The following is a 22,820-nucleotide window of genomic DNA, read 5'->3' on the forward strand; positions in this document are numbered from 1 at the left end:
GGGGGCGGGGGCGGGGTGGCGTGGGGCGGGGTGGGGTGGGGGCGGGGTGGGGCCAGGGTCCGAGGATTCCGCGTCGGGGTGGGGCGGACGGGAGCTGGTGGTCGGTACCGGGCACGGTCGGACCGGCTCGGGGGGCACGGTCGGACCAGCTCGGGGGCACGGTCGGCTCGGCTGGAGGTCGCAGTCGCCCCGAATTTTTTCTTCGACGCGGGAACACCACGGATCCACCACTCGTATCTATCTGTGAGCGCACGGTCACGAGGCGCTACAGGGCATCGCGCAGGACTCGGTCGCGGATCACGAGGGCGGCCCGCTTGTCGGGCAGGTCGACCTCCGCCGCGAACCGGAAGCCCGCGCTCAGGAACGCGGCGATGGAGGGGGTGTTGCGAAGATCGGGTTCCGCCACGACATGTGCGCACGTGGGACGCCGGTCGAGGATCAGGTCGGCCACGGCTCGGAGCAGGACGGATCCCAGCCCTCGCCCCCGGTCGGCGGCGTCACCGACGAGGAGGTGGATCCCGGTGTCGTGCGGGCGGACCGGGTAGTGACGGGCCAGCGGATCCAGGTCCGCACGGTAGATCTCCCAGTAGCTCATGGGGGTGCCGTCGAGTACGCCGAGGCACGGCACGCTGCGCCCGTCGCCGTGGAGCTGCGCCCGCAGGTGGTCCTCCGTCCGGTTCCGGGGGCCGGCCAGCTCCCAGAACTCGGCGACGGCGGGGTCGTTCATCCAGCGGTGGACGAGCGGGAGGTCCTGATCAAGGCGTACGGGCATCAGCTGGAAGGAGCCGACCGGGGTCACGACCGGGCCCCACGTGGCGAGTCGGCCGAGCAGGCCGGTCGTCGCCCCGGCGCGGAGGGCCACGAACTCCGCGGGCAGGCACAGCTCCAGCGTGTCCTCGCCGTCCGGGTCGTCGTCCTCGACGGTGAAACGTCCGAAGGGAGAGTTCCGGGGCCCCGCGGTGACCGTGCGGGGGGTGGCGCTGTCCGGTTGGGCGGGGACGGGGCCGGTTCCGGCGCTCGCGTCGGTGGGAGGCACGGTGCGCTCCTCTCAGGAGACGTGGTGGGTCATGTTCCCGGACGGGAGACGGTGCGCGGTTCGCTGAGGGCGGTCCGCCCAGGTGGTGCGCAGAGGTACTTCGCTCATGAATGAAGGGGGTTGGCGATGGTGACGTAGACGGACTGGGTGTCGACCGGGCCGACGAGTTCGTCGAGACCGTGCAGCCGGGTCAGCAGGTTGGCCTTGCAGCGCAGGACAGGTGAGTCGAGGAGGCGGCCGGGCAGGGAGGTGCGCAGCGGGGCGGGCCCCGAGGCGAGGCTGGTGAGGAAGCGGCGGAAGGCCGCGAGCAGCAGCCGCTCGTCGGCGAGGCGCTGGGAGCCGAAGGCACCGATCAGACCGAGCACGTTGTTGACGGCGAGGTAGTAGGCGAAGCGCTCGTCGGTGACCTCGTCGGCGACGAAGGTGTCGCTGTGCTCGCCGATGCCGGGCAGCCGGGCGGTCAGTTCGGCTCGCCGGGACTCGCGGAAGTAGTACCCCTGGTTGTCTCGGTACCGGCCGCCGGCGGGCCAGCCCTCGCCGTCCAGCAGGACCAGCGTGTTCTGCTGGTGCGCTTCGAGGGCGATGCCGGCCTCGCCGTCCAGCCAGAGGACGGGCCGCACGACCTGCTCCAGGTAGCGCAGGAACCACTCGACGCAGACGGCGCCGACGGGTCGGCCGGTGCGTGCGGCGAGGCGGGCGACGAGGTGGGCCAGCCGGGACCGCATCGGCCGAGCGGGGTGGTGCGGCCCGGTGCCGGCGGACGGCTCGGGGAACGGGCGCTGGGCGACGAGCCCGGCGACGCAGCCGACATCGTCGGCCGGGGTGAACGGATTGTGCCGGATCACCACGTCGAGTCCCGCCAGGGGCAGGCCGTCCGGGCCGTCGACGGCGAGCCAGGCGGGGTCGCGGACGATGTCGAAGCCGGGGTGGACGGTGTGCCATTCGCGGGCGAGGCCGGTGCGCAGGAGCCGGTGCACCTCGACTCCGCGGTGGAGTTCCTTGCGGAGGTTCTCCCGGCGGGAGTTGGTGATGCGCAGGGCCAGCGAGAGCTTGAGCATCGCGGGGGCACCGGATCGGTGCACGGTGCGTACGGAGGAGGTGGGGTACCAGGGAGCGCCCAGGGGACCGAGGTCGCGGAGGAGCCCGGAGTCGAGCAGCGCGGCGACGGGCGCGCGGTGCCGGACCTCGCGGGCCTGCCAGGGGTGCAGTGGCAGGGCGGTGTAGCCGTCGGGCAGCGGCAGTCCGGTGCCGGCGAGGTGGCGGACGAGGTGCCCGGCGGGCACGGGACGGCCGCGCTCGGTCCAGGCGGAGTCGGTCGCGAGGAGAGAGGGGGCGACGGCCAGCCAGTGCAGGGGGAAGGAGCCGCGCGACTCCGGTGAGTACCGCTCGGCTTCCGCTTCGGTCAGGCCTTCCCGGCTCTTCGGGGTCGGATGCAGCGGGTGCCCGAGCAGGAGGGCCTGTTCGGCGCTGAGGAAGCGGTCGGGGGTGTCGGCGGGGTGTTCCCGCCGGTGCCGGATGAAGGCGGCGGTACGGCGCACGGAGTCGGCGACTCTGACCACGAGATCGGGGCTGTCGGCTCGATCACCGAGGCCGGTGTCAGGAGGGGAGCCGGTGCCGTTGGGACTGGCGCTGGTGGGGCTGCCGGTGGGGAGGGTGCCGTGGGAGCCGGTGCCGTGGGGACTGGCGCCGTCACCGGGATTCGGGGAGGTGCGAGGTGAGGGGGCGGTGGTGACGGGCGGCTCGGTGGCCGGTTCCCTCGCGAGGAGGGCCGCGAGAGTGAGGGCGTCGATGGGTGGCGCCGAGTCGGGCGCGTCGGCCAGGCGCGGGAGGCCGAAGCGGTGCCAGCCCGTCGGGGACCAGTGGTGGACCGGCGCGATCAGGGCGGTGCCGCTGGCCGGCAGTGGGATGCGGAGGCTGCCGGTCGTAGGAGCGGTGAGGCCGGTCTCGCGGGTCCAGCACCGCAGGAGGTTCTCGACGGCGGCGGCCTGGGCCGCGGCGCGGGGATCGGGGTCCTCCAGCGGATCGGGGGTCGCCTGCGGATCGTGGTCCTCCAGCGGATCGGTGACGCGAGCTGTCCACCGGGCGGGATCCGTCTCCCGCTTCTTCTGCCGCGGGACCGACTCGGTGAGCGGTGCGGCGGAGGACGGGGCGCCGGAGCCTCCCTGGTCGTCGGGGGCGGGGGTGGCGTTCATGACGCTCCTCTGGGGGCTGGAGTGAGGTGGTGCGGGCCCGTTCCGTCGTCCGCTCGGGCGCCGTTCCTTCGGGGTCGGCGGTCGGTGGGGCGGGATGACATGAAGTTGCGGTCGGCGGTGGGCGTCGGCCTGGACACCCGGAAAGGGGGTTGAACGGGTATGGGAGACGGTGCGGGCCCAGAGGTCGGCGCCGGGGGCCGGGTGCGGCGCGGGTGGTGTTCAGCCTGCGTGCTGGGCCGGGCAGGGCTGGCGTTGCTGCTGTGGGCCATGGGGTTCGTGATGGCGGGCGGCTGCGGCCACCGCGTCGGTCAGGCGGTCGAGTACGGCCGTCGCCTGTTCGTCGCTGATCGTGAGGGGCGGAAGCAGCCGGACCACGGACGCGTGCCGGCCGCCGAGTTCGACGATCAGTCCGCGCTGGAGGCACTCCCGCTGCACGGCGGCGGCGAGTTCGGGGGCTGCCGGATACGGGGTGCGGGCGGGCTCCGGCCGGGCCGCCGTGCCGCTGAGGTCACCCATGCGACCGTCACCGACGTCAGCGACGACACCGGCGCCACCGATGTCACCGGCGAGGGGCGCCGGGTGAGAAGCGGTGTGGTCGGCGTCCGGGTTCACCAGTTCGACCCCGATCATGAGCCCGCGCCCTCGGACGTCTCCCACACAGGGGAACGCGTGGGTGAGTTCGGCGAGTCGGGTGAGCATGCGGGTGCCGAGGGCGGCGGCGCGTTCGGCGAGGGCGTTCTCGCGGACGTAGGCGAGGGTGGCGGTGCCCGCGGCCATGGCGAGCTGGTTGCCGCGGAAGGTGCCGGCGTGGGCTCCGGGTTGCCAGACGTCGAGGTCGTCGCGGTAGACGATCACGGCGAGCGGGAGGCTGCCGCCGATGGCCTTGGACAGGACCATGACGTCGGGGGTGACGCCGCTGTGGTCGACGGCCCAGAAGGCGCCCGTGCGGCCGACTCCGGTCTGGATCTCGTCGGCGATCAGCGGGATGGACCGGTCCGCCGTGAGCCGGCGCATGCGGCGCAGCCAGTCGTCCGGGGCGGGGATCACTCCGCCCTCGCCCTGGACCGGTTCGAGGATCATCCCGGCCGGCAGCGGGACGCCGGATTTGGGGTCGTCGAGGAGGGACTCGGTCCAGCGGGCGGCGAGTTCGGCGCCGTGCGGGCCGCCGACGCCGAAGGGGCAGCGGTAGTCCTGCGGGTAGGGCAGGCGGGCGACCTGGACGTCGGGGGCGCCGCCGGAGGCGGCCAGGGCGCCGGCGGTCATGCCGTGGTAGGCACCGGTGAAGGCGAGGATGCCGGTGCGGCCGGTCGCGGTCCTGACCAGTTTGAGGGCGGCCTCCACGGCGTCGGTGCCGGCCGGTCCGCAGAACTGGACGCGGGAGCGGTCGGCCAGGCCGGGTGGGAGTGTGCGGAACAGCTCGGTGACGAAGGCGTCCTTGACGGGGGTCGCCAGGTCGAGGACGGAGAGGGGGGCACCGGAGTCGAGGACCCGGCGGATGGCTTCCAGCACGACCGGGTGGTTGTGGCCGAGGGCGAGGGTGCCGGCACCGGAGAGGCAGTCCAGGTAACGGCGGCCGTCGGCGCCCTCGATGGTGAGTCCTCTCGCCCGGACGGGCACGATGGGCAGGGCCCGGGCATAGGTGCGTGCCGAGGACTCACGCGCCGACTGGCGTCTGAGGATCCCCTCGTGCGCGGCCCGCGCTTCTCCGGACGTGCCTCCAGCCTTCGACTCCGTAACAGCCACGGCGCGCTGTCCTCCCCGCTGCTCAAAGGCGAGTTGATCCTCGGGGACCGGACACTGGCAGCAGGCCCCACCGGCTACAACAGCGGACCGTTCGGGCGGTTACGGGCTCGCCTGGAGATCCTTGGCCGGACGGCGCGCGGACGAGCCCCTCCGGCACCCCGCACCGGACAGCGCTTCCGTCCGCGCCGCCGCAGGGGGACATGGGTCACCCGTGGCCGGGTCGGGGCCGGGCGCCGGGTGACAGGTCATCAGTCGGCACGGGTCATCGTGGGCGACAAGGCGGACCTCGGACTCACCGACGCTCGTTCCCTGTTCAGGCAGCCTGTGACGGAACCGTTGCCCTCCCGTCGGAACTCCCCCACGGCGACGGCATAGTGTGTGATGCCGTTCCCAGAAGGTCGCGAGACCGGCATGAACCTTCCATGAGTTCGCCGCCGGTGTCGGGGCCGAAGCGCCGAATTCTCTTCACAGCAGGGGGAGTCAAGAACATGCGATCCATACGGCCGTCGCTCACCGCTCGGCGAGGGAGGGGTGGTCGCCGGACCTCCACCTCGCTGACGGCGGTCGCTCTCGTGTCGGTGCTGGCGCTGACCGCCACCGCCTGCGCCGGCGACGACAACGCCGACGGCAAGCCGTCCGCGGTGAGCACCGGCGACGGCAAGATCACGATTCCGGACGACCTGAGGCACAGGCTGAAGGAACACGGCATCGACGTCGACAAGTGGAAGAACGGCGCCTGGAAGAACTGGAACCGGGACGACTGGCTGCGCGAGGCCAACGACTTCATCAACCCGATCATCAAGGGCCTGTGGGACCCGGACCGGATGCGTGGCGCCGACGACCCGGACCAGGGGGTCGACGACAACGACATCTCCGGTGACCAGGGCGTGACGGACCCGACGCCGCAGCCGGTGCAGGCACGTGCGGTGACCCCGCCGTACCACACCAGCGCGGCCACCTCGGGCAAGCTGCTGTTCGACGCTCCCGAGGGCACGATGGTGTGCTCGGCGACGGTGGTGACGGACCCCGCGCACCCGGGCAAGTCCAACCTGGTCTGGACAGCGGGGCACTGTGTGCACGCCGGCAAGAAGGGCGGCTGGTACCGCAACCTCGCCTTCGTGCCGTCGTACAACGACCAGGGCATGTCGGCGGCCGAGCTGGAGAACGCCAGCCGGTCCGAGATCGCGCCGTACGGCGTGTGGTGGGCCGACGCGGCGAAGACCTCGCAGCAGTGGATCAGCAAGGGGGGCGAGACGGGCGGTGACGGCGCGTCGTACGACTTCGCCGTCATCCATGTGACGCCCGAGCAGGGCAGCGGCGGCAAGTCGCTGGAGGAGACCGTCGGCGGGGCGCTGCCGGTGGACTTCGACGCACCGGCCGTGTCCCAGGTGCAGAGCATCACGGCGTCCGGCTACCCGGCGGCGGCGCCGTACGACGGTCAGCGGCTGTACCAGTGCCAGGACAAGCCGGGCCGGCTCTCCATCGAGCAGTCCGACCCGACGATGTACCGGATCGGCTGCACGATGACCGGTGGCTCCTCCGGTGGCGGCTGGGTGGAGACGGGCGCGGACGGCAAGCCCGCGCTGGTGTCGAACACGTCCATCGGCCCGGTGCGTTCCGGCTGGCTGGCCGGTCCCCGGCTGGGCGAGGTGGCCAAGAGCCTGTACGAGTCGGTGAGCAAGCAGTTCGCCGGGCGGTGACCTGGCGGTGGGCATGACGAGGGCCCGTCACCCGAGGAGGGTGACGGGCCCTTGTGACGGGGTGGGTCAGGCCGCGGAGACCGGGACGTACGGCGCGAGGTCCGCCGCCAGCTCCTCGTGCACCCGGACCTTGAGCAGGGTGCCCTCCGCGGTGTGCTCCTCGGAGATCACCTCGCCCTCGGTGTGGGCGCGGGCGACCAGCTTGCCGTGGGTGTAGGGCACGAGCGCCTCGATCTCGACCGAGGGACGGGGCAGCTCGTTGTCGATCAGGCCGAGCAGTTCCTCGATGCCCTGGCCCGTACGTGCCGAGACGGCGATCGAGCGCTTCTCGACCCGCAGCAGCCGCTGGAGGACCAGCGGGTCGGCCGCGTCCGCCTTGTTGACCACGACGATCTCGGGCACGTCGGTGGCGCCGACGTCCCGGATCACCTCGCGTACGGCGGCGAGCTGCTCCTCCGGGTTCGGGTGCGAGCCGTCCACCACGTGCAGGATCAGGTCGGAGTCGCCGACCTCCTCCATGGTGGACCGGAACGCCTCGACCAGGTGGTGCGGCAGGTGCCGGACGAAGCCGACGGTGTCCGCCAGGGTGTAGAGCCGCCCACTCGGGGTCTCGGCCCGGCGGACGGTCGGGTCCAGGGTCGCGAACAGCGCGTTCTCGACCAGGACGCCGGCGCCCGTAAGGCGGTTGAGCAGGGAGGACTTGCCGGCGTTGGTGTAGCCCGCGATGGCGACGGACGGCACCTTGTTGCGCCGGCGCTCCTGGCGCTTGATCTCGCGGCCGGTCTTCATGTCCGCGATCTCCCGGCGCATTTTGGCCATCTTCTCGCGGATCCGGCGCCGGTCCGTCTCGATCTTGGTCTCACCGGGGCCACGCGTGGCGAGACCGCCGCGACCGCCACCCATCTGCCGGGACAGCGACTGACCCCAGCCGCGCAGCCGCGGCAGCATGTACTGCATCTGCGCGAGCGCGACCTGCGCCTTGCCCTCACGGGACTTGGCGTGCTGGGCGAAGATGTCCAGGATCAGGGCCGTACGGTCGATGACCTTGACCTTGACGACGTCCTCCAGCTGGATCAGCTGGCCGGGGCTCAGCTCACCGTCGCAGATGACGGTGTCCGCGCCCGTTTCGATGACGATGTCGCGCAGCTCGGCGGCCTTGCCCGAGCCGATGTAGGTGGCCGCGTCGGGCTTGTCGCGGCGCTGGATCACACCGTCGAGCACCAGCGCGCCCGCGGTCTCCGCGAGGGCGGCCAGCTCCGCGAGGGAGTTGTCGGCGTCCTGCGCCGTACCGGTGGTCCACACGCCGACGAGCACGACCCGCTCCAGGCGGAGCTGGCGGTACTCGACCTCGGTGACGTCCTCCAGCTCGGTGGACAGGCCGACCACGCGGCGCAGGGCCGCGCGCTCGGAGCGGTCGAACTGGTCGCCGTCCCGATCGCCGTCGATCTCGTAGCTCCAGGCGACGTCCTCTTCCATCAGGGCATCGGCCCGAAGACCCTCGGGGTAGGCGTGCGCGAGGCGCTTGGCGTCCTGGGAAGGGGAAGAAGAGGAGGTCATTGGATCCTTACGTCGATGAGATACGTCGGTGGGAGTGCCGTCACGGCGTCGGCGTCACGGCCTCGGCACGGCGGGCGGTCGCCCGCGCCGCTCATGATGTCCAACGCACGAGTACCCCGGGAGATTCCCGTGTCCCCGTACGCGCCCACCCTTGAATGGTCGCACGGTACGGCACGTCTCGTCACCGGGTTATCGCCGGGCGTCACCGGGTCACCGCCGGGCGCGGGGCGGAGTGGGCTGGGCCGATGCCGCCTGCTTCCAGTCCGGGTGGCCGGGCATCGGCGGGGTCTTCTCGCCGTACAGCCAGGCCCTGAAGAAGCCGCTCAGGTCGCGGCCGGCGATGGCCGAGGCCAGCCGGACGAAGTCGGCGGTGGTGGCGGTGGCGTCCTGGTGCTCCCGGACCCAGATCCGCTCCAGCCGCTCGAAGGCCGGCCGGCCGATCTCCTGCCGCAGGGCGTAGAGCGCGAGGGCGGCGCCGTCGTAGATGCTGGGCCGGAAGATGCTGATCTTCTGGCCCGGGACGGGCGGCTTGGGCCGGGCGGGCGGGCCGCCGGCCTCCCGCCAGCGGTCGGAGGCGCCGTAGGCGGCCTTCATCCGGTCCTCCATCGGCCGGTGCGCCGTCTCCTCGGCGTACAGCGCCTCGTACCAGGTGGCGTGGCCCTCGTTCAGCCAGACGTCGGACCAGCTACGGGGGGTGACGCTGTCCCCGAACCACTGGTGGGACAGCTCGTGCACCATGATCGACTCGATGTACCACCGGGGGTAGGCGGGCTCGGTGAACAGGTCCTTCTCGAAGAGCGAGAGGGTCTGCGTCTCCAGTTCGAAGCCCGTGGAGGCCTGGGCCATGAGCACGCCGTAGGTCTCGAACGGGTACCGCCCGACCTTGCTCTCCATCCAGGCGATCTGGTCGGGCGTCTTCGCGAGCCACGGTTCGAGGACCTTGCGGTCGCTCGCGGGGACGACGTCCCGCACGGGCAGGCCGTGGGGGCCCTCGCGGCGCGGCACGGCCGAGCGGCCGATCGAGACCTGGGCCAGTTCGGTGGCCATGGGGTGCCGGGTGCGGTAGGTCCAGGTGGTCGTGGCGCCGACCCGGTCGGCACCGGCGGGCAGGCCGTTGGCGACGGCGGTGTAGCCGTTCGGGGCGGTGATCCGGAAGGTGAACATCGCCTTGTCGGACGGATGGTCGTTGCACGGGAACACCAGGTGGGCGGCGTCGGCCTGGTTCGCCATGGCGAGGCCGTCGGAGGTGCGCACCCAGCCGCCCTGCTGGTCCTTGCCGTAGACGGGGTCACTGGTGTGGCGCACGGTGATCCGGGTCAGGCTGCCCTCGGTCAGGGGGTGCTCCGGGGTGACGACCAGGTCGTCGCCGGCGCTGGTGAAGTCCGCGGGACGTCCGTCGACCTCGACCGACCGCACGGTGCCGTGCGCGAAGTCGAGGTTGAGGCGCTCCAGGTCGTCGGTGGTCCAGGCGTCGATGGTGGTGACGGCCTGGAGCGGCTTGTCGTTGGTGCCGGGGTAGGTGAGGGACAGGTCGTACGAGGCGACGTCGTAGCCCGGGTTGCCGAGGTAGGGGAAGAGCCGGTCGCCGACGCCGAGGGGTTCGGGCGGCGCCGCGGCGGCCAGGAGGCAGAGGGAGACGGCGGAGGCGAGCAGGGCCGCCTTCCGGTGCCGGGAGGCCTTGGGCGTGGTCCGGGGGACGGCGGTCCGGGGCCGGGAGCGGAGGGTGAGCGGCATGGACCACCGCTACCAGTGGCTGCCCGCCCCACGGTGGCGACGCGCGACCGGTCCACCCGAACGGGTAGGCCGGACACCGTCGCCAGGACGCTCGTGGACGCCGTCGTCACGAGGCCGGTGGCCGCCGTCGTCAGGACGTCCGTGGCTGGTGCTGCGCCCTCCGCACGTCGTACACCCCCGGTACGTCCCGCATGGCGCGCATCAGGGCCGGGAGGTGGGCCGCGTCGGGCAACTGGAGGGTGTAGGTGTGCCGCACCCGCTGCTGGCTGGGCGGTTCGACGGTGGCGGAGACGATCTCGACGCCCTGTACGGCGATCGCCTCGGTGAGGTCGGCGAGCAGATGGGGGCGGCCGAACGATTCGGCGACCAGGGAGACCCGGCACTCGGCGGTGTCCCCCCAGCACACGCCGATCTCCGCGCGCCCCCTGCTCTTCATGTGCGCCACCGCCGCGCACTCCACGCGGTGCACGGTCACCACTCCCCCGCGTACCGCGAACCCGGTGATCTCGTCCGGCGGTACGGGCGTGCAGCACCCGGCGAGCCGTACGGCGGCACCGGGCCGGTCCACGAGGACGTCGGCGCGCCGGGAGCGCGGGGTGTGGGCACCGCCGGCGGGGTGCGCCGGCGCAGCTCCCGGAGCGACTGGGGGGCGGAGGGCGGAGGGGTCTGCTGAACGGGACGCGGAGGGGTCCGCGGGGCCGGCGGTGGTGGCTGCGGGGGCGGGCGAGGGGACCTCTGTCGCCCGTGACGACGCCGTGCGGGGCTCGGCGGTGACCTCGGAGGGCCCGGCGGTGACCTGGACGCCTCCGGCGCAGGTGTCGTCCGACTCGCCCGGCTGGGCCGGGTCGGTGCCGCCGGCGGGGTGGGTCGCCAGCCAGCGCTGGATGGCGATGCGGGCGGCCGGGGTGTGCGCGTGCTCCAGCCACTCGCGGGAGGGTTCAGAGGCCGGGTCCTGGCCCATCAGGAGCTGGACCGTGTCGCCGTCGCGCAGGACCGTGCTGAGGGTGGCCAGCCGGCCGTTGACGCGGGCGCCGATACAGGCGTGCGCGTCTTCGCCGTACTGCGCGTAGGCGGCGTCCACGCAGGTGGCGCCCTCGGGCAGGCCGAGAGCGCCGCCGTCGGGGCGGAAGACGGTGATCTCGCGGTCCTGGGCGAGGTCCTCGCGCAGGGTGGACCAGAAGGTGTCGGGGTCGGGGGCGGCCTGCTGCCAGTCGAGGAGGCGGGAGAGCCAGCCGGGGCGGGTGGGGTCGACGCGCTCACCGTCGGCCGAGGCACCGGGAGACGGGGCGTCGGCCGTGGCGGTGTCGGACGCGGGAGTGTCGGCGGCGGGCGCGTACGGGTTGCCGAGGGCCACGACACCGGCCTCCGCCACCTTGTGCATCTGGTGGGTGCGGATGAGGACTTCGACCACCTGGCCGTCGGGGCGGGCGACGGCGGTGTGCAGGGACTGGTAGAGGTTGAACTTCGGTACGGCGATGAAGTCCTTGAACTCCGACACCACCGGCGTCATGCACGTGTGCAGTTCGCCGAGGACGCCGTAACAGTCCGCGTCCTCGTTCACCAGCACCAGCAGGCGGCCGAAGTCGGTGCCGCGCAGCTGTCCGCGTTTGCGGGCCACACGGTGGACGGAGACGAAGTGCCGGGGGCGGATGAGGACTTCGGCCGGGATGCCGGACTCGCGCAGCACCCCGCGCACCTCGTCGGCGACCTCGGCGAGGGGGTCGCCGGGGCGGGCGGCGTTCTCCGCGATGAGTTCTCTGGTGTGCTCGTACTCCTCGGGGCGGAGGATGGCGAAGACCAGGTCCTCCAGCTCGGTCTTCAGGGCCTGCACGCCGAGGCGTTCGGCGAGCGGGATGAGGACGTCACGGGTGACCTTGGCGATCCGCTCCTGTTTCTCGGGGCGCATCACGCCGAGGGTGCGCATGTTGTGCAGGCGGTCGGCGAGTTTGATCGACATCACGCGGACGTCGTTGCCGGTGGCGACGAGCATTTTGCGGAAGGTCTCGGGCTCGGCGGCGGCTCCGTAGTCGACCTTCTCCAGTTTCGTCACGCCGTCGACGAGATAGCGAACCTCCTCCCCGAACTGTTCCCGCACCTGATCCAGCGTCACCTCGGTGTCCTCGACCGTGTCGTGCAGCAGGGAGGCCGTCAACGTCGTGGTCTCGGCGCCGAGTTCGGCGAGGATCAGGGTCACGGCGAGCGGGTGCGTGATGTACGGCTCACCGCTCTTGCGCATCTGGCCGCGGTGCGAGGACTCCGCCAGGACGTAGGCGCGGCGCAGGGGTTCGAGGTCGGCGTCGGGATGGTGGGCGCGGTGCGCCTCCACGACATGGCTGATCGCGTCGGGCAGTTTCCCGCGGGCCGTGGGGCCGAGCAGCGCGGCCCGGCCCAGTCGGCGCAGATCGATCCGCGGCCTGGACTTTCTGCGCGCCGCCGCGGGCGCCACGGACGCTGTGAGCGCTTGTGGCGCTGTGGGCGCTACCGGGCCAGCGGTCGCAGGATTCGTGGCCTCCGCACTCATGGGCACCTCCGGCTCGTGGACCGGCGGACGGGGCCCCAGGGCGTACGCGGCTCAGGGATGGCGACGTTCCCCCGTCCGTGCCGGTGCTTGATGCTACCGAGCCCACCACGTGCGACGGACCGCCTCTCGCCGAGCGTGAAACGGATCACCCATTCGAGCGACGGAATTGAGGTTTAGGGTCGCGGGTCAGCCGAACGCGTGAGCCAGCCACTCGGCGTCGATCTCGCCCTCGGCGACGATCACGGCGGGGCCGGTCATCTCGATCTCGCCGTCCGGTCGCTCGGTGATGACGAGGCGGCCCCCGGGCACGTCGACGGTGTAGGTCGCCGGGGTGCCGGTGACGGCCGGGTCGGTGCCGTCCCGCCGGGCGGTGGCCACGGCGACGGCGCAGGCGCCCGTACCGCACGAGCGGGTCTCGCCGGAGCCGCGCTCGTGCACGCGCATGGCGACATGGCGGGGGCCGCGGTCGACCACGAACTCGACGTTCACCCCGTCCGGGTACGTGGCCGCCGGGCTGACCGGCGGCGCGGTGTACAGGTCGCCGGCGTGCGCGAGGTCGGCCACGAAGGCCACCGCGTGCGGGTTGCCCATGTTCACGTTGCGCGCGGGCCAGCTGTGCTCGCCGACGGTGACCGTGACGTCTCCCTCGGGGAGGCGGGCGCGGCCCATGCCGACGGTGATGTCGCCGTCCTTCGCGATGTGGACGGTCTTCACGCCCGCGCGCGTGGCGATCGCGAGGTCGCCTTCGGCCGCGTGTCCGGCGTGCTGGAGGTAGCGCGCGAACACACGGACGCCGTTGCCGCACATCTCGGCGACCGAGCCGTCGCCGTTGCGGTAGTCCATGAACCACTCGGCCTCGGCGGCCATCCCCTGCGCCTCCGGGTGAGCCGCGGACCGTACGACGTGCAGCACGCCGTCGCCCCCGATGCCCGCCCGGCGGTCGCACAGGGCGGCGACGGCGGCCGGGGACAGGTCGAGGGCGTTCTCGGGGTCCGGAACGATCACGAAGTCGTTCTCGGTGCCGTGACCCTTGAGGAAGGCGATCCGTGTGCTCATTCCTCGATCGTACGGGGTGGGTACGACAGTGCCCGTTCCGGCGGGTCAGCGCAGGCGGGCGACGCGCCACACGGCGAGCACGACGACCACGGCCACCAGGAGCACGTACCCGAGCACCACCCGCCAGTCGGGGCGGCGGCCGGAGCCGCGCGGGGGCAGGCCGGGCCAGGTGTAGCCCACCCGGCGGGCGGCCATCATGCCCCAGCCCGCCGCGCAGGAGCAGATCAGCAGGCCGAGCATGGCGATGACCGCGCCGCTGTCGCCGAAGTCGAAGGCGAGCGGGAAGGCGAACATCAGGGAGCCGACGGCGGCCAGGCCCACGATGGGGGCGAGCTGCCAGATGCGCAGCCGGCGCTGCGGGCGCAGCTCGACCTCGACCTCCGGCCCGCTCGGGTACATCTCCTCGGGCGCCGGCCCGTCGGCGGTCACACCGCCCACGGTGTCGTCGGGCCCGTCATCGGCCAGAGGGTCTTCGGAGAGGCGGTCGTCAGAGAGGCCGGGGTCGGACAGGCGGTCGTCGGAGAGGCGGTCCTCCACCAGCCGGTCGCCGGGGAGCCGGTCGCCGGAGAGGCCGGTCTCCGTCGGGCGGCCCTCGCGGAGGCCGTCGTCGGGGACAGCGGCGTCGAGCACGCCGTGCTCGTGCGGACGGCTGTCGGCGTGTCCGTTCACCCGTGAGCGCTCCCCGCCGGGGCACGGGCCGCCCCGGCCCGGTTCGTCACCCTCTGTGGTGACGTGCTCGGCACTTCGTGCGGTGTCGCGAGGGCCGGCCTCCATCGCCACGCGCCCTCCCAACTAGGCTCCACTTGGTCGATCGAAGCTCGATGATGGCACGGCGCCCAAGGCCGCGATGACCGGCGGCGCATCCCGATGCCATGACGTGATCAGGCTGTAACCGGTCGTTCGACCAACGCCAGGGCCTGCTGCGGAAGTTCCCGGCGATCCACCGCGGCCCCACTCAACCAGTGCACCCGGGGATCGCGCCTGAACCATGAATCCTGGCGGCGCGCGAAGCGCTTGGTGGCACGGACGGTCTCGGCCCTCGCTTCCGCTTCGGTGCACTCCCCGGCGAGTGCCGCCAGCACCTGCTGGTAGCCGAGCGCGCGCGACGCCGTGCGCCCCTCGCGCAGGCCCTGCGCCTCCAGTGCGCGCACCTCCGCCACGAGACCCGCTTCCCACATGCGGTCGACGCGCCGCGCGATGCGGTCGTCCAATTCCGGACGAGCCACGTCGACGCCGATCTGGACGGTGTCGTAGACGGAGTCATGACCGGGCAGGTTGGCCGTGAAGGGCTGGCCGGTGATCTCGATCACTTCGAGGGCGCGGACGATACGGCGGCCGTTGCTCGGCAGGATCGCGCGGGCGGCCTCGGGGTCGGCGGCGGCCAGCCGGGCGTGCAGCGCGCCCGAGCCGCGCAGCGCCAGCTCCTCCTCCAGGCGGGCCCGGACCTCCGGGTCGGTGCCGGGGAACTCCAGGTTGTCGACGGCGCCGCGGACGTACAGGCCGGAGCCGCCGACCAGGATGGGCCAGCGTCCCTCCGCGAGCAGTGCGTCGATCCGCGCGCGGGCCAGCTTCTGGTACTCGGCGACCGACGCGGTGACCGTCACGTCCCAGATGTCCAGCAGGTGGTGGGGGACGCCGCCGCGCTCCTCGGGCGTCAGCTTGGCGGTACCGATGTCCATCCCTCGGTACAGCTGCATGGAGTCGGCGTTGACGATCTCGCCGCCGAGCCGCTGGGCCAGGAAGACGCCGAGATCGGACTTTCCGGCCGCGGTGGGTCCGACGACGGCGATGACGCGGGGGGCGGAGGGTGCACTGCTCACCGCACCAGTCTCGCAAACCTTCCGGCGAGGTCTCGAACGAGTTACGTGACGGTGTACATCCCGGGTCGTTGCCCGTGCGAGGTGCCGCCCGCCGGGCTGCCGGGGGCGGTGACCCGGGCGGCGCAACCTTACGCACCGGGTGACGCGGGAATTCGCCCGCACGAGTACCGTATGGAGTGGATATGGGCGTGTTTGCACGGCTTCTCGGCCGATCGAAGGCGACTCCGGAGGCGTCGGCCACGGCGGTGAGCGCCGGCACAGAGCCGGAGGAGGCCGAGGCGGAGCAGGCGGAGGCGGCACAGGCGAGGGGAACCGGGCCGGCGGAGGCGAAGGACGCGTCCGGTGACGGGCACGAGGACGGGGCCGTGCACTCGGACTCCGGTGCGGACGACGCGTCCGACGGTGCCGGGATCCCCCGCCAGCAGTCCGCGGACGAGGCCGTCGACAGCGAGGCCGGCGAGGGCGCCCGCAGATAACTGTCCCGCGAGGGAAGGTGGACCATGGGTCTGATGGACAACATGAAGGCCAAGCTGGGCCCGGCCAAGGACAAGGTGTCGGACCTCGCGCGGCAGCATGGGGACAAGGTCCAGCACGGGATCGACAAGGCCGCGAAGGCCGTCGACCAGCGGACCAAGGGCAAGTACAGCGACAAGATCCAGGCGGGCACGGGCAAGGCCAAGGAGGCTATGGACCGCCTCGCGCACAAGGGCGGCCCGGAGGCGGCGCCCCACGACCCGATGACCCCGACCCGTCCGACCCACCCGGAGGGCCCGCCACCGGCTTCGTGAGGGCCGACGGTCGTTCCTGGTGACTACGCGCCCGGGGCGTCCCGTGATCAGCGGGGCGCCCCGGCGGCGTGCGACGTCAGCAGCTTGCGCGGGTGCAGGGTGGTACGTCGGCACGCGCGGTGTCGGCGCCTTACGTCAGCACGCGCGTGTCGGCGCCGTACGTCAGCGCGCGGGGGCAGGGCCGTACGGCAAGCAGGCGCGTGGGGGCCGTGCATCCGCACGCGGAAGCCGGGCCGGCCTGCCGTGTCGCGTCCGCACGCGCACGCGCGTGCGTGCGGCCCGCCCAGCCCTCGATCCCGGCTCAGGACCAGGACGCGACCATGTACCCCACGCCGTACGGCGCGTCCTCGTACAGCAGTGCCCCGCCGAGGTGCGCGTTCTCGGCCGCGCCGGCCAGGATCTGCCAGGGCGCGCGGCCCGCGGCCTTCAGTTCGCGGGCCAGGGCCGGGTCCAGTGCCCGCAGGGCGGCCAGGTCCGCCGCGCCGAGTGCCCGGGCGGCCTCCGTGTCGAAGGGTGCTGCCCGCTCGTCCAGGTAGCCCGGTGCCTTGACCGTGCGGCAGGCGCTGCCGTCCCCCATCACCAGCAGGGCCACCCGCTCGGCCCGGCCGGCCAGCTCCCGTCCGGTCTCGGCGCACCGCTCCGGCTCCAGCGTGTCCGCGACGCCGAGTCCCTCGATCGGGGCGTCGGACCAGCCGGTCCGCTCCAGCAGCCAGGCGCCGACCGCCAGGGAGGTCGGCAGCGGGCGCTCCGGGACGGGGTGAGCGGCGGGCCCCAGGTGTACGTCCAGGTCGACCCCGAACCCGCGGAAGGTGCCCGGGGTGCCCTGCGGGAACGGGCCGCGCCCGCCCTCCTCGGCGGTGCCGACGACCACCAGCAGGCCGGGGCGGGCGGCGGCGAGCACGCCGAGCGCGTCCGTGCAGGCCGCGCGGGCGGCGTCCAGTTCCGGCGCCGCACCGGCGGCGACCTCGGGCACGAGCAGTGGTGGGCAGGGGCAGACTGCGGCGGCGACAAGCATGATCGGCAGCGTAACCCCGCGAGCGGGGCGCGTGCTCACTCCTCGATCGGCACGTCCGCCAGGCCGATCACCGTCAGGACGAGCACCACCAGCTTGCCGCCCGCCTCCTCGGCGTGGCCCGCACGCTCCGGGCCCGGCTGGACCGGATGGAACCGGACGGCGTGATCACCGGCACGGGTCCTCCCTGTCCCCCGCCGCGCCGGCCACCCGGACGCCGATCAGGTACTCGCCGAAGAGGTCGCCTGGGTGGCAGGAGCATGCCGCTGCCCGCCGCCCCAAGGTGCGCCAGGACCTCAGTCGCAGCCGCAGGCGCTTCCCGCGGTCGCCGGCAGCGGCGCCGGGACGCCGATCTTCGGCAGGCCGAGCATGACGCCCGCCGGCTTGGCGGCCGCCGCGGCGGTGCGCTTCTCCCAGGCGTCCCCCGCGCGCGTGCGGCGCACGCCGAGGACGGGGCCCTCGGCGAGGAGGTGGTGCGGGGCGGCGTAGGTGACCTCGACGGTGACGACGTCGCCGGGGCGCACCTCCTGGTCCGGCTTGGTGAAGTGGACGAGGCGGTTGTCGGGGGCGCGGCCGGAGAGACGGTGGGTGGCGCCGTCCTTGCGGCCCTCGCCCTCCGCGACCATCAGCTCCAGCGTGCGGCCGACCTGCTTCTTGTTCTCCTCCCAGGAGATCTCCTCCTGGAGGGCGACCAGCCGCTCGTAGCGCTCCTGGACGACCTGCTTCGGGATCTGGTTCTCCATGGTCGCGGCGGGGGTGCCGGGACGCTTGGAGTACTGGAAGGTGAAGGCCTGCGCGAAGCGGGCCTCGCGGACGACGTGCAGCGTCTGCTCGAAGTCCTCCTCGGTCTCGCCGGGGAAGCCCACGATGATGTCGGTGGTGATCGCGGCGTGCGGGATGGCCGCCCGCACCTTCTCGATGATTCCCAGGTAGCGGTCCTGGCGGTAGGAGCGGCGCATCGCCTTCAGGACCGTGTCCGAGCCGGACTGGAGCGGCATGTGCAGCTGCGGCATCACGTTCGGCGTCTCGGCCATGGCGGCGATGACGTCGTCGGTGAAGTCGCGCGGGTGCGGGGAGGTGAAGCGGACCCGCTCCAGGCCGTCGATGGTCCCGCAGGCGCGCAGCAGCTTGCTGAACGCCTCGCGGTCGCCGATGTCGGAGCCGTAGGCGTTGACGTTCTGGCCGAGCAGCGTGATCTCGGAGACGCCCTCGCCGACCAGGGCCTCGATCTCCGCGAGGATGTCGCCGGGGCGGCGGTCCTTCTCCTTGCCGCGCAGGGCCGGGACGATGCAGAAGGTGCACGTGTTGTTGCAGCCGACGGAGATCGACACCCAGGCCGCGTAGGCGCTCTCGCGACGGGTCGGCAGCGTGGAGGGGAAGGCCTCCAGGGACTCGGCGATCTCGACCTGCGCCTCCTCCTGGACGCGGGCGCGCTCCAGCAGGACGGGCAGCTTGCCGATGTTGTGCGTGCCGAAGACGACGTCCACCCAGGGCGCCTTCTTCACGATGGTGTCCCGGTCCTTCTGCGCGAGGCAGCCGCCGACCGCGATCTGCATCCCGGGGCGCGAGGCCTTCTTCGGCGCGAGCCGGCCGAGGTTGCCGTAGAGCCGGTTGTCGGCGTTCTCGCGGACCGCGCAGGTGTTGAAGACGACGACGTCGGCGTCGCCGTCCGAGCCCTCGGGGGCCCGCACGTACCCGGCGTCTTCGAGCAGCCCGGCCAATCGCTCGGAGTCGTGGACGTTCATCTGGCACCCGTAGGTGCGGATTTCGTAACTCTTGGATCCTTGAACGTCCACTGCCGGGCTCCGGTCGCTGCTGCTGGTCATGCGTCAAGGGTAGGCGGTCCCGAAGGGGGCGACCGCTGCCCTGCCGACCGCTGCCCTGCCGGCCGATGGCCTCAGGGCCGGACTCCCGGGCACTGCGGCGGGCTGTCGACGTTGACATCGGCGAGGCTCACCGCGTCGCGTGCGGCCGGCCGGTGTCCCCGGGGCAGGCGGATGACCTGGGCTCGAAGTGGATCACCTCGCTGTACGGGCCGGTGAGGTCGGCCGGCGGCCAGACGAAGGCGGCGTCCGCCCGGCCGTCGCACAGTGCCGCCACCTCCTCGCCTCAGTCGAGGCGTTTCGGTTCGCCCTGGGCGCCGGGCCTGCGACGCGCAAACCTGCCGCGGGCGCTGAGCCCACCGGCGCCGCCGGCTTCGAACCCAGCCGGCGTACGCCGGGCTCGGACTCCAAGGACCGGGTCGGCGTCCCCGCCCGCGTACGAGGCGACCGTCGGCCCCGCCGGTATGGAGGGTGCGCACAGCAGGCAGCCCGGTGATCCCGCCAAGGCCGCCGCGGCCCGTTCCCGCAGCCCTCGACAGCGGCAGGACACCGCCGCGCCTGGCGCCGGGCAACGATTCCGTGACGCGCTCAAGGGCCACCTGGACAGCGTCGGTGACGAGTCGCCGGCCTCGGAGCCGGTCGGCCGCGACGCCGACTTCGACGCCTGACCCGGCCCGGCCGGCGCCTGTCCGGGCCCCGACGCGGTCACGGGCCGGCCGGGCGCGGCAGAAGGTTTTCGCCAAAGGGTGACCAAAAAGGCCGGGCAGGCGTGTGCAAGAGGACGCGCGACCTGCTTAGGTGTGACCCACAGCTTGTCCGCTGGTGACGTGAAGTGCTTTCTCGCCCGAACGGGGTGACACGGCAGGTGAGGAGAACGGGCGAGTACGCCGCGCTACGGCGCCGGTGCACCACGATCCTGCGCGATCTCGGGGTGCCCCGGTCGCTGTCCCTGGACGCGGTACGGGAGCGGGTGGAAGAACTCAGAGGCCGTCCGCTCGTGCTGAGGGAGCTGCCCGAGGAGGCGGCGGCCACCGGGGCCTGCGGCCTGTGGATGGCCACCGACAAGGCCGACTACGTCTTCTACGAGGCCCGGACCGCCCCGCTGCACCGGGAGCACATCATCCTCCATGAGATCGGCCACGTGCTGTGCGACCACCACCGGAGCCTCACGGCCGACGGCGAGCAGCAGGCCGGTGACCTCCTGGTCGGCCTCCAGCCCCATCTCGTCACACGGCTGAGGGCGAGGACCAGCTACACGAACACCGAGGAACAGGAAGCCGAGATGATCGCCACCCTGATCCAGAGCGCCGGGACCGCCGGCCGGGTGGCCGGACCCCTGGGGCGGCTCGGCGCGTTCCTCGGGGTGACGGCCGACGCCGGTGAATGAGCTGGCGGCCCGGGTCGGACTCGCCGGCGTCTTCGCCCTGTGGTTCGCCCTCGTCTGGCGGGCCCGGCCGGCACTGCGCCACTCCCAGCAGCGGGGGCTCTGGCTCACCGTGCTGGCCACGACCATCGCGATCACCCTCTTCCAGCCCGGGATCGTCGGCCCGCTCACGTCGGCCGGCCTCGATGTCCACACGGTGTCCCTCCTCCGCAATCTGATCGGCGTGCTCAGCGCGGGACTGGTCCTGCTCTTCGTGGTCGACTCCAGCGGTCCGCCGCGGCTGCGCCTCTGCGCGGCGGTGGGGATGACGGCGGCCCTCGTCTCGTTGCTCGTCCTGGGTCTGCTGCACCTCGGCACGGGAACGGCGTCCGCCCAGGGGCCCGCGTCCGCCGCGTCCGCCTACTGGCTGATCCTCATCGCCGCCCATCTCGCCGGTGACGCCGCCGCCGTCGTGGTCTGCTGGCGGTACAGCCTGCGGACGACCGAGCGCGATCTCGTATGGTCGCTGCGCCTGTTCGCGGCGGGCAGCGTGCTCGCGCTCGCCTTCTGGTCCGGCTACCTCTGGCACCTCTACGACCGTGTTCCGCGCCTGCTCCCCTACCTGACCGTGATCATGAGTGTGCACGGCTTCCTGCGGGCGGCGTCCCTGCTGGTCCCCACCGCGAGCGCCCTCGTCCGGTCGGCCGGGGCGCTGCGGACGATCTGGCTGCTGTGGCCGCTGTGGCGCGACCTGGTGACGGCGGTGCCCCACGTGGCCCTCGCCGGGCCCCGGCGGTCCCGGCTCCAGGAGGTGCTGTGGCCGCGCCTTCCACCGGCCTTGCAGGCGCACCGGCAGACCATCGAGACGTACGACGCCCTTCTGACACTCCAGCAGTACGTGCGGCCGGACGCCTACGAGAGCGCGTACCGGTACGCCAGGCGGGCGGGGGTGCGGGACGACCGTCTGGCGTCCGCCGCGCTCGCCGGTGCCGTGGACCAGGCCCGGCGGGCCGTCCTCGCCGGCGTGCCACCGGCCGACCCGCGGCCCCTGCCCGGGGTGACGCAGGGCAGTCCGGGGACGCTCCTCGGGATCGCCCGGATGTGGCCCGCCATGACCGGCGTACTCCCCTGCCCCGACCGGACCTCGCCGGCCCGTCGGCACTGAAGCCCGGCAGGCCGCCGAGGCCGGCCGGCAACGCGGAAGCCAGCCCGCCGCGCGGAAGCCTGATGGAGCAGGGGAAGCCTGATGGAGCAGGGGCCTCGTCAGCCGTGCTGAGGATCGGCCGAGCAGAGGCCCCGTCAACCGCGCTGAACACCGGCCCAGCAGCACCGAAGCCCGGTCAGTGGGGAGCGGCGGAGCCGTTCTCGTCGTCGCGGGGCGTGATCCGGTAGTCGAACGCGAGGGTTCCCGGGTCGAGGGCCGTCGCGCCGCCGTCCACGGTGAGCACGGCGCCGTTGACGTACGACGCCGCCGGGGACAGCAGCCAGCCGATCGCCTCCGCGACCTCGCGCGGCTCACCCGGGCGCCCCTGCGGCAGCAGCCTGGTGGCCTCCGCGTAGCCCGCCTCCACCCCGCCACCCGGCAGTTCGGCCTCCGCGGCGAAGCGGGCCATGCGCCGGTCGGCCATCTCGGTGCGCACCCAGCCGGGACACACGATGTTGGCCCGCACCCCCTGACGCCCGTAGTCGACGGCGACGGAACGGCACAGCTGGAGCAGGGCGGCCTTGGAGGTGGCGTACGGCGCGTTGCTCGTGCCGTTGCGCAGCGCGGACACGGAAGCGACGGCGACCACCGCTCCCCGGGACTCCAGCAGGTGCGGGATCGCGGCGCGCAGCAGGAGGAGCGGTCCGGTCACGTTGGTGCGCATCACCTCGTCCCAGTCCCGCAGCGACATGTCGCCCACGGCTCCGCCGCGCCCGATGCCCGCGTTCAGCACCAGCCCGTCGAGCCGTCCGTACGCGGCCAGGGCCGCCCGGACCAGTCCCTCGGCCGCGTCGGGGTCCCCGACGTCGGACGGATGTGCCAGCGCTCCCGTCTCCCGCGCGAGGCGCTCCAGGGGTTCGGCCCGGCGGCCGGAGACGACCACCTGGTGACCCGCCTCGGTCAGCAGCCGGGCCGTCGCCTGGCCGATACCCGAGCCTCCGCCGGTCACGACGACAACGCGCTTGTCCTCCATTGCAGTTCAGGCCCCTTTCACCGAGATCACCGAGCATCACCGAGATCGTCAAGCGCGACCGAGCTTAGGACCCACCGCTGCGGCGGTGACGACTTCCGGCCAGCGTCCGCTCCCGTGGTCGGCACGACAACTCACTTCCCTCACTTCTTACTTCACACCTTGACGGAAGTGGTCTGGACCTTTAGTTTCGCGGGCGACCACCCCTCCCCACGAAAGGGTGCCCCCACCATGCGCAGAGCCAGATCCCTCCCCGCGTCGGCGTCCGCCGCGCTGGCGGTCGCCGCCCTCACCCTGTCCA

General features: G+C 72.9%; 18 protein-coding genes and 1 pseudogene. 7 read left to right on the forward strand and 12 right to left on the reverse strand.

Features of this window, described 5'->3' with window-relative positions; all coding sequences use genetic code 11:
- Window positions 1–265 precede the first annotated feature (265 nt).
- The 3 genes from AQJ11_RS28415 to AQJ11_RS28425 form a co-directional block, all read right to left on the reverse strand.
- Complete coding sequence (locus AQJ11_RS28415; protein WP_059265029.1) at window positions 266–1,036, reverse strand: GNAT family N-acetyltransferase; 771 nt, start codon at window positions 1,034–1,036, stop codon at window positions 266–268.
- 104 nt (window positions 1,037–1,140) lie between these two features.
- A complete protein-coding gene (locus AQJ11_RS28420; RefSeq protein ID WP_059265031.1) occupies window positions 1,141–3,228 on the reverse strand; it encodes an IucA/IucC family protein in 2,088 nt (695 codons plus the stop codon).
- 219 nt (window positions 3,229–3,447) lie between these two features.
- Entirely contained in the window at window positions 3,448–4,971 is a 1,524-nt protein-coding gene (locus AQJ11_RS28425) for a diaminobutyrate--2-oxoglutarate transaminase family protein (RefSeq protein ID WP_208616630.1), read from the reverse strand.
- Between the two features lie 488 nt (window positions 4,972–5,459).
- Between AQJ11_RS28425 and AQJ11_RS28430 the strand changes: the two genes are divergently transcribed.
- Window positions 5,460–6,671, forward strand: a complete 1,212-nt coding sequence (locus tag AQJ11_RS28430) for a trypsin-like serine peptidase (RefSeq protein WP_208616631.1) — start codon at window positions 5,460–5,462, stop codon at window positions 6,669–6,671.
- Between the two features lie 66 nt (window positions 6,672–6,737).
- Here the strand turns inward: AQJ11_RS28430 and hflX are convergent, their stop codons facing one another.
- From hflX to miaA, 6 genes are all read right to left on the reverse strand, one after another.
- Window positions 6,738–8,228 (reverse strand): GTPase HflX, encoded by a 1,491-nt coding sequence (hflX, locus tag AQJ11_RS28435; protein ID WP_059265033.1) that lies wholly within the window; start codon window positions 8,226–8,228, stop codon window positions 6,738–6,740.
- A gap of 210 nt (window positions 8,229–8,438) precedes the next feature.
- Window positions 8,439–9,962 (reverse strand): M1 family metallopeptidase, encoded by a 1,524-nt coding sequence (locus AQJ11_RS28440; RefSeq protein ID WP_059265035.1) that lies wholly within the window; start codon window positions 9,960–9,962, stop codon window positions 8,439–8,441.
- Between the two features lie 130 nt (window positions 9,963–10,092).
- On the reverse strand, window positions 10,093–12,483 hold the full coding sequence (locus tag AQJ11_RS28445; RefSeq protein WP_208616632.1) for a RelA/SpoT family protein: 2,391 nt from the start codon (window positions 12,481–12,483) through the stop codon (window positions 10,093–10,095).
- Window positions 12,484–12,669: 186 nt separating this feature from the next.
- Window positions 12,670–13,539, reverse strand: coding sequence for a diaminopimelate epimerase (gene dapF, locus AQJ11_RS28450; RefSeq protein WP_058082164.1), 870 nt, complete (start codon window positions 13,537–13,539; stop codon window positions 12,670–12,672).
- 45 nt (window positions 13,540–13,584) lie between these two features.
- Window positions 13,585–14,049, reverse strand: a complete 465-nt coding sequence (locus AQJ11_RS51285) for a hypothetical protein (protein ID WP_244218373.1) — start codon at window positions 14,047–14,049, stop codon at window positions 13,585–13,587.
- A 371-nt stretch (window positions 14,050–14,420) separates the two neighbouring features.
- The gene (miaA, locus tag AQJ11_RS28460; RefSeq protein WP_059265037.1) at window positions 14,421–15,359 is read right to left on the reverse strand and encodes a tRNA (adenosine(37)-N6)-dimethylallyltransferase MiaA; all 939 of its coding nucleotides are present in this window, start codon (window positions 15,357–15,359) and stop codon (window positions 14,421–14,423) included.
- Window positions 15,360–15,604: 245 nt separating this feature from the next.
- Between miaA and AQJ11_RS28465 the strand changes: the two genes are divergently transcribed.
- Both AQJ11_RS28465 and AQJ11_RS28470 read left to right on the forward strand, forming a co-directional pair.
- A complete protein-coding gene (locus AQJ11_RS28465) occupies window positions 15,605–15,835 on the forward strand; it encodes a hypothetical protein (protein ID WP_059265097.1) in 231 nt (76 codons plus the stop codon).
- A 24-nt stretch (window positions 15,836–15,859) separates the two neighbouring features.
- Window positions 15,860–16,147, forward strand: coding sequence for an antitoxin (locus tag AQJ11_RS28470; RefSeq protein WP_014675440.1), 288 nt, complete (start codon window positions 15,860–15,862; stop codon window positions 16,145–16,147).
- A 301-nt stretch (window positions 16,148–16,448) separates the two neighbouring features.
- Here the strand turns inward: AQJ11_RS28470 and AQJ11_RS28475 are convergent, their stop codons facing one another.
- Window positions 16,449–17,162, reverse strand: a complete 714-nt coding sequence (locus AQJ11_RS28475) for a class III extradiol dioxygenase subunit B-like domain-containing protein (RefSeq protein ID WP_059265039.1) — start codon at window positions 17,160–17,162, stop codon at window positions 16,449–16,451.
- Between the two features lie 98 nt (window positions 17,163–17,260).
- Here AQJ11_RS28475 and AQJ11_RS51290 point away from each other — a divergent pair.
- A pseudogene (locus AQJ11_RS51290) lies at window positions 17,261–17,356 on the forward strand (Lrp/AsnC family transcriptional regulator); the annotation flags it as partial.
- Between the two features lie 99 nt (window positions 17,357–17,455).
- Here the strand turns inward: AQJ11_RS51290 and miaB are convergent.
- Window positions 17,456–18,985 (reverse strand): tRNA (N6-isopentenyl adenosine(37)-C2)-methylthiotransferase MiaB, encoded by a 1,530-nt coding sequence (gene miaB, locus AQJ11_RS28480; protein ID WP_107120887.1) that lies wholly within the window; start codon window positions 18,983–18,985, stop codon window positions 17,456–17,458.
- 461 nt (window positions 18,986–19,446) lie between these two features.
- On the opposite strand from miaB, the gene AQJ11_RS28485 reads away from it, so the two are divergent.
- The 3 genes from AQJ11_RS28485 to AQJ11_RS28495 all read left to right on the forward strand — a co-directional run bounded on the left by AQJ11_RS28485 (window position 19,447) and on the right by AQJ11_RS28495 (window position 21,510).
- Window positions 19,447–19,650: a hypothetical protein gene (locus tag AQJ11_RS28485; protein WP_059265043.1), complete on the forward strand. Its 204-nt coding sequence runs from the start codon at window positions 19,447–19,449 to the stop codon at window positions 19,648–19,650.
- A gap of 197 nt (window positions 19,651–19,847) precedes the next feature.
- Window positions 19,848–20,369: a BAR domain-containing protein gene (locus AQJ11_RS28490; protein ID WP_014675436.1), complete on the forward strand. Its 522-nt coding sequence runs from the start codon at window positions 19,848–19,850 to the stop codon at window positions 20,367–20,369.
- Window positions 20,362–21,510: an MAB_1171c family putative transporter gene (locus AQJ11_RS28495; RefSeq protein ID WP_059265045.1), complete on the forward strand. Its 1,149-nt coding sequence runs from the start codon at window positions 20,362–20,364 to the stop codon at window positions 21,508–21,510. The genes AQJ11_RS28490 and AQJ11_RS28495 overlap by 8 nt, the downstream gene beginning before the upstream one ends.
- Before the next feature lie 175 nt (window positions 21,511–21,685).
- On the opposite strand, the gene AQJ11_RS28500 is transcribed toward AQJ11_RS28495, so the two are convergent.
- A complete protein-coding gene (locus AQJ11_RS28500; protein WP_059265047.1) occupies window positions 21,686–22,522 on the reverse strand; it encodes an SDR family NAD(P)-dependent oxidoreductase in 837 nt (278 codons plus the stop codon).
- Between the last annotated feature and the right edge of the window lie 298 nt (window positions 22,523–22,820).

It is taken from the genome of Streptomyces corchorusii, assembly GCF_001514055.1.
Taxonomy (GTDB): Bacteria; Actinomycetota; Actinomycetes; order Streptomycetales; family Streptomycetaceae; genus Streptomyces; species Streptomyces olivaceoviridis.

Coding starts and splice junctions, on each gene's coding strand:
- AQJ11_RS28420 (WP_059265031.1), bottom strand. CDS start 3,228: ATGAACGCCACCCCCGCCCCCGACGACCAGGGAGGCTCCGGCGCCCCG.
- AQJ11_RS28430 (WP_208616631.1), top strand. CDS start 5,460: ATGCGATCCATACGGCCGTCGCTCACCGCTCGGCGAGGGAGGGGTGGT.
- hflX (WP_059265033.1), bottom strand. CDS start 8,228: ATGACCTCCTCTTCTTCCCCTTCCCAGGACGCCAAGCGCCTCGCGCAC.
- AQJ11_RS28440 (WP_059265035.1), bottom strand. CDS start 9,962: ATGCCGCTCACCCTCCGCTCCCGGCCCCGGACCGCCGTCCCCCGGACC.
- AQJ11_RS28445 (WP_208616632.1), bottom strand. CDS start 12,483: ATGAGTGCGGAGGCCACGAATCCTGCGACCGCTGGCCCGGTAGCGCCC.
- dapF (WP_058082164.1), bottom strand. CDS start 13,539: ATGAGCACACGGATCGCCTTCCTCAAGGGTCACGGCACCGAGAACGAC.
- AQJ11_RS28470 (WP_014675440.1), top strand. CDS start 15,860: ATGGGTCTGATGGACAACATGAAGGCCAAGCTGGGCCCGGCCAAGGAC.
- AQJ11_RS28475 (WP_059265039.1), bottom strand. CDS start 17,162: ATGCTTGTCGCCGCCGCAGTCTGCCCCTGCCCACCACTGCTCGTGCCC.
- miaB (WP_107120887.1), bottom strand. CDS start 18,985: ATGACCAGCAGCAGCGACCGGAGCCCGGCAGTGGACGTTCAAGGATCC.
- AQJ11_RS28485 (WP_059265043.1), top strand. CDS start 19,447: ATGGAGGGTGCGCACAGCAGGCAGCCCGGTGATCCCGCCAAGGCCGCC.
- AQJ11_RS28500 (WP_059265047.1), bottom strand. CDS start 22,522: ATGGAGGACAAGCGCGTTGTCGTCGTGACCGGCGGAGGCTCGGGTATC.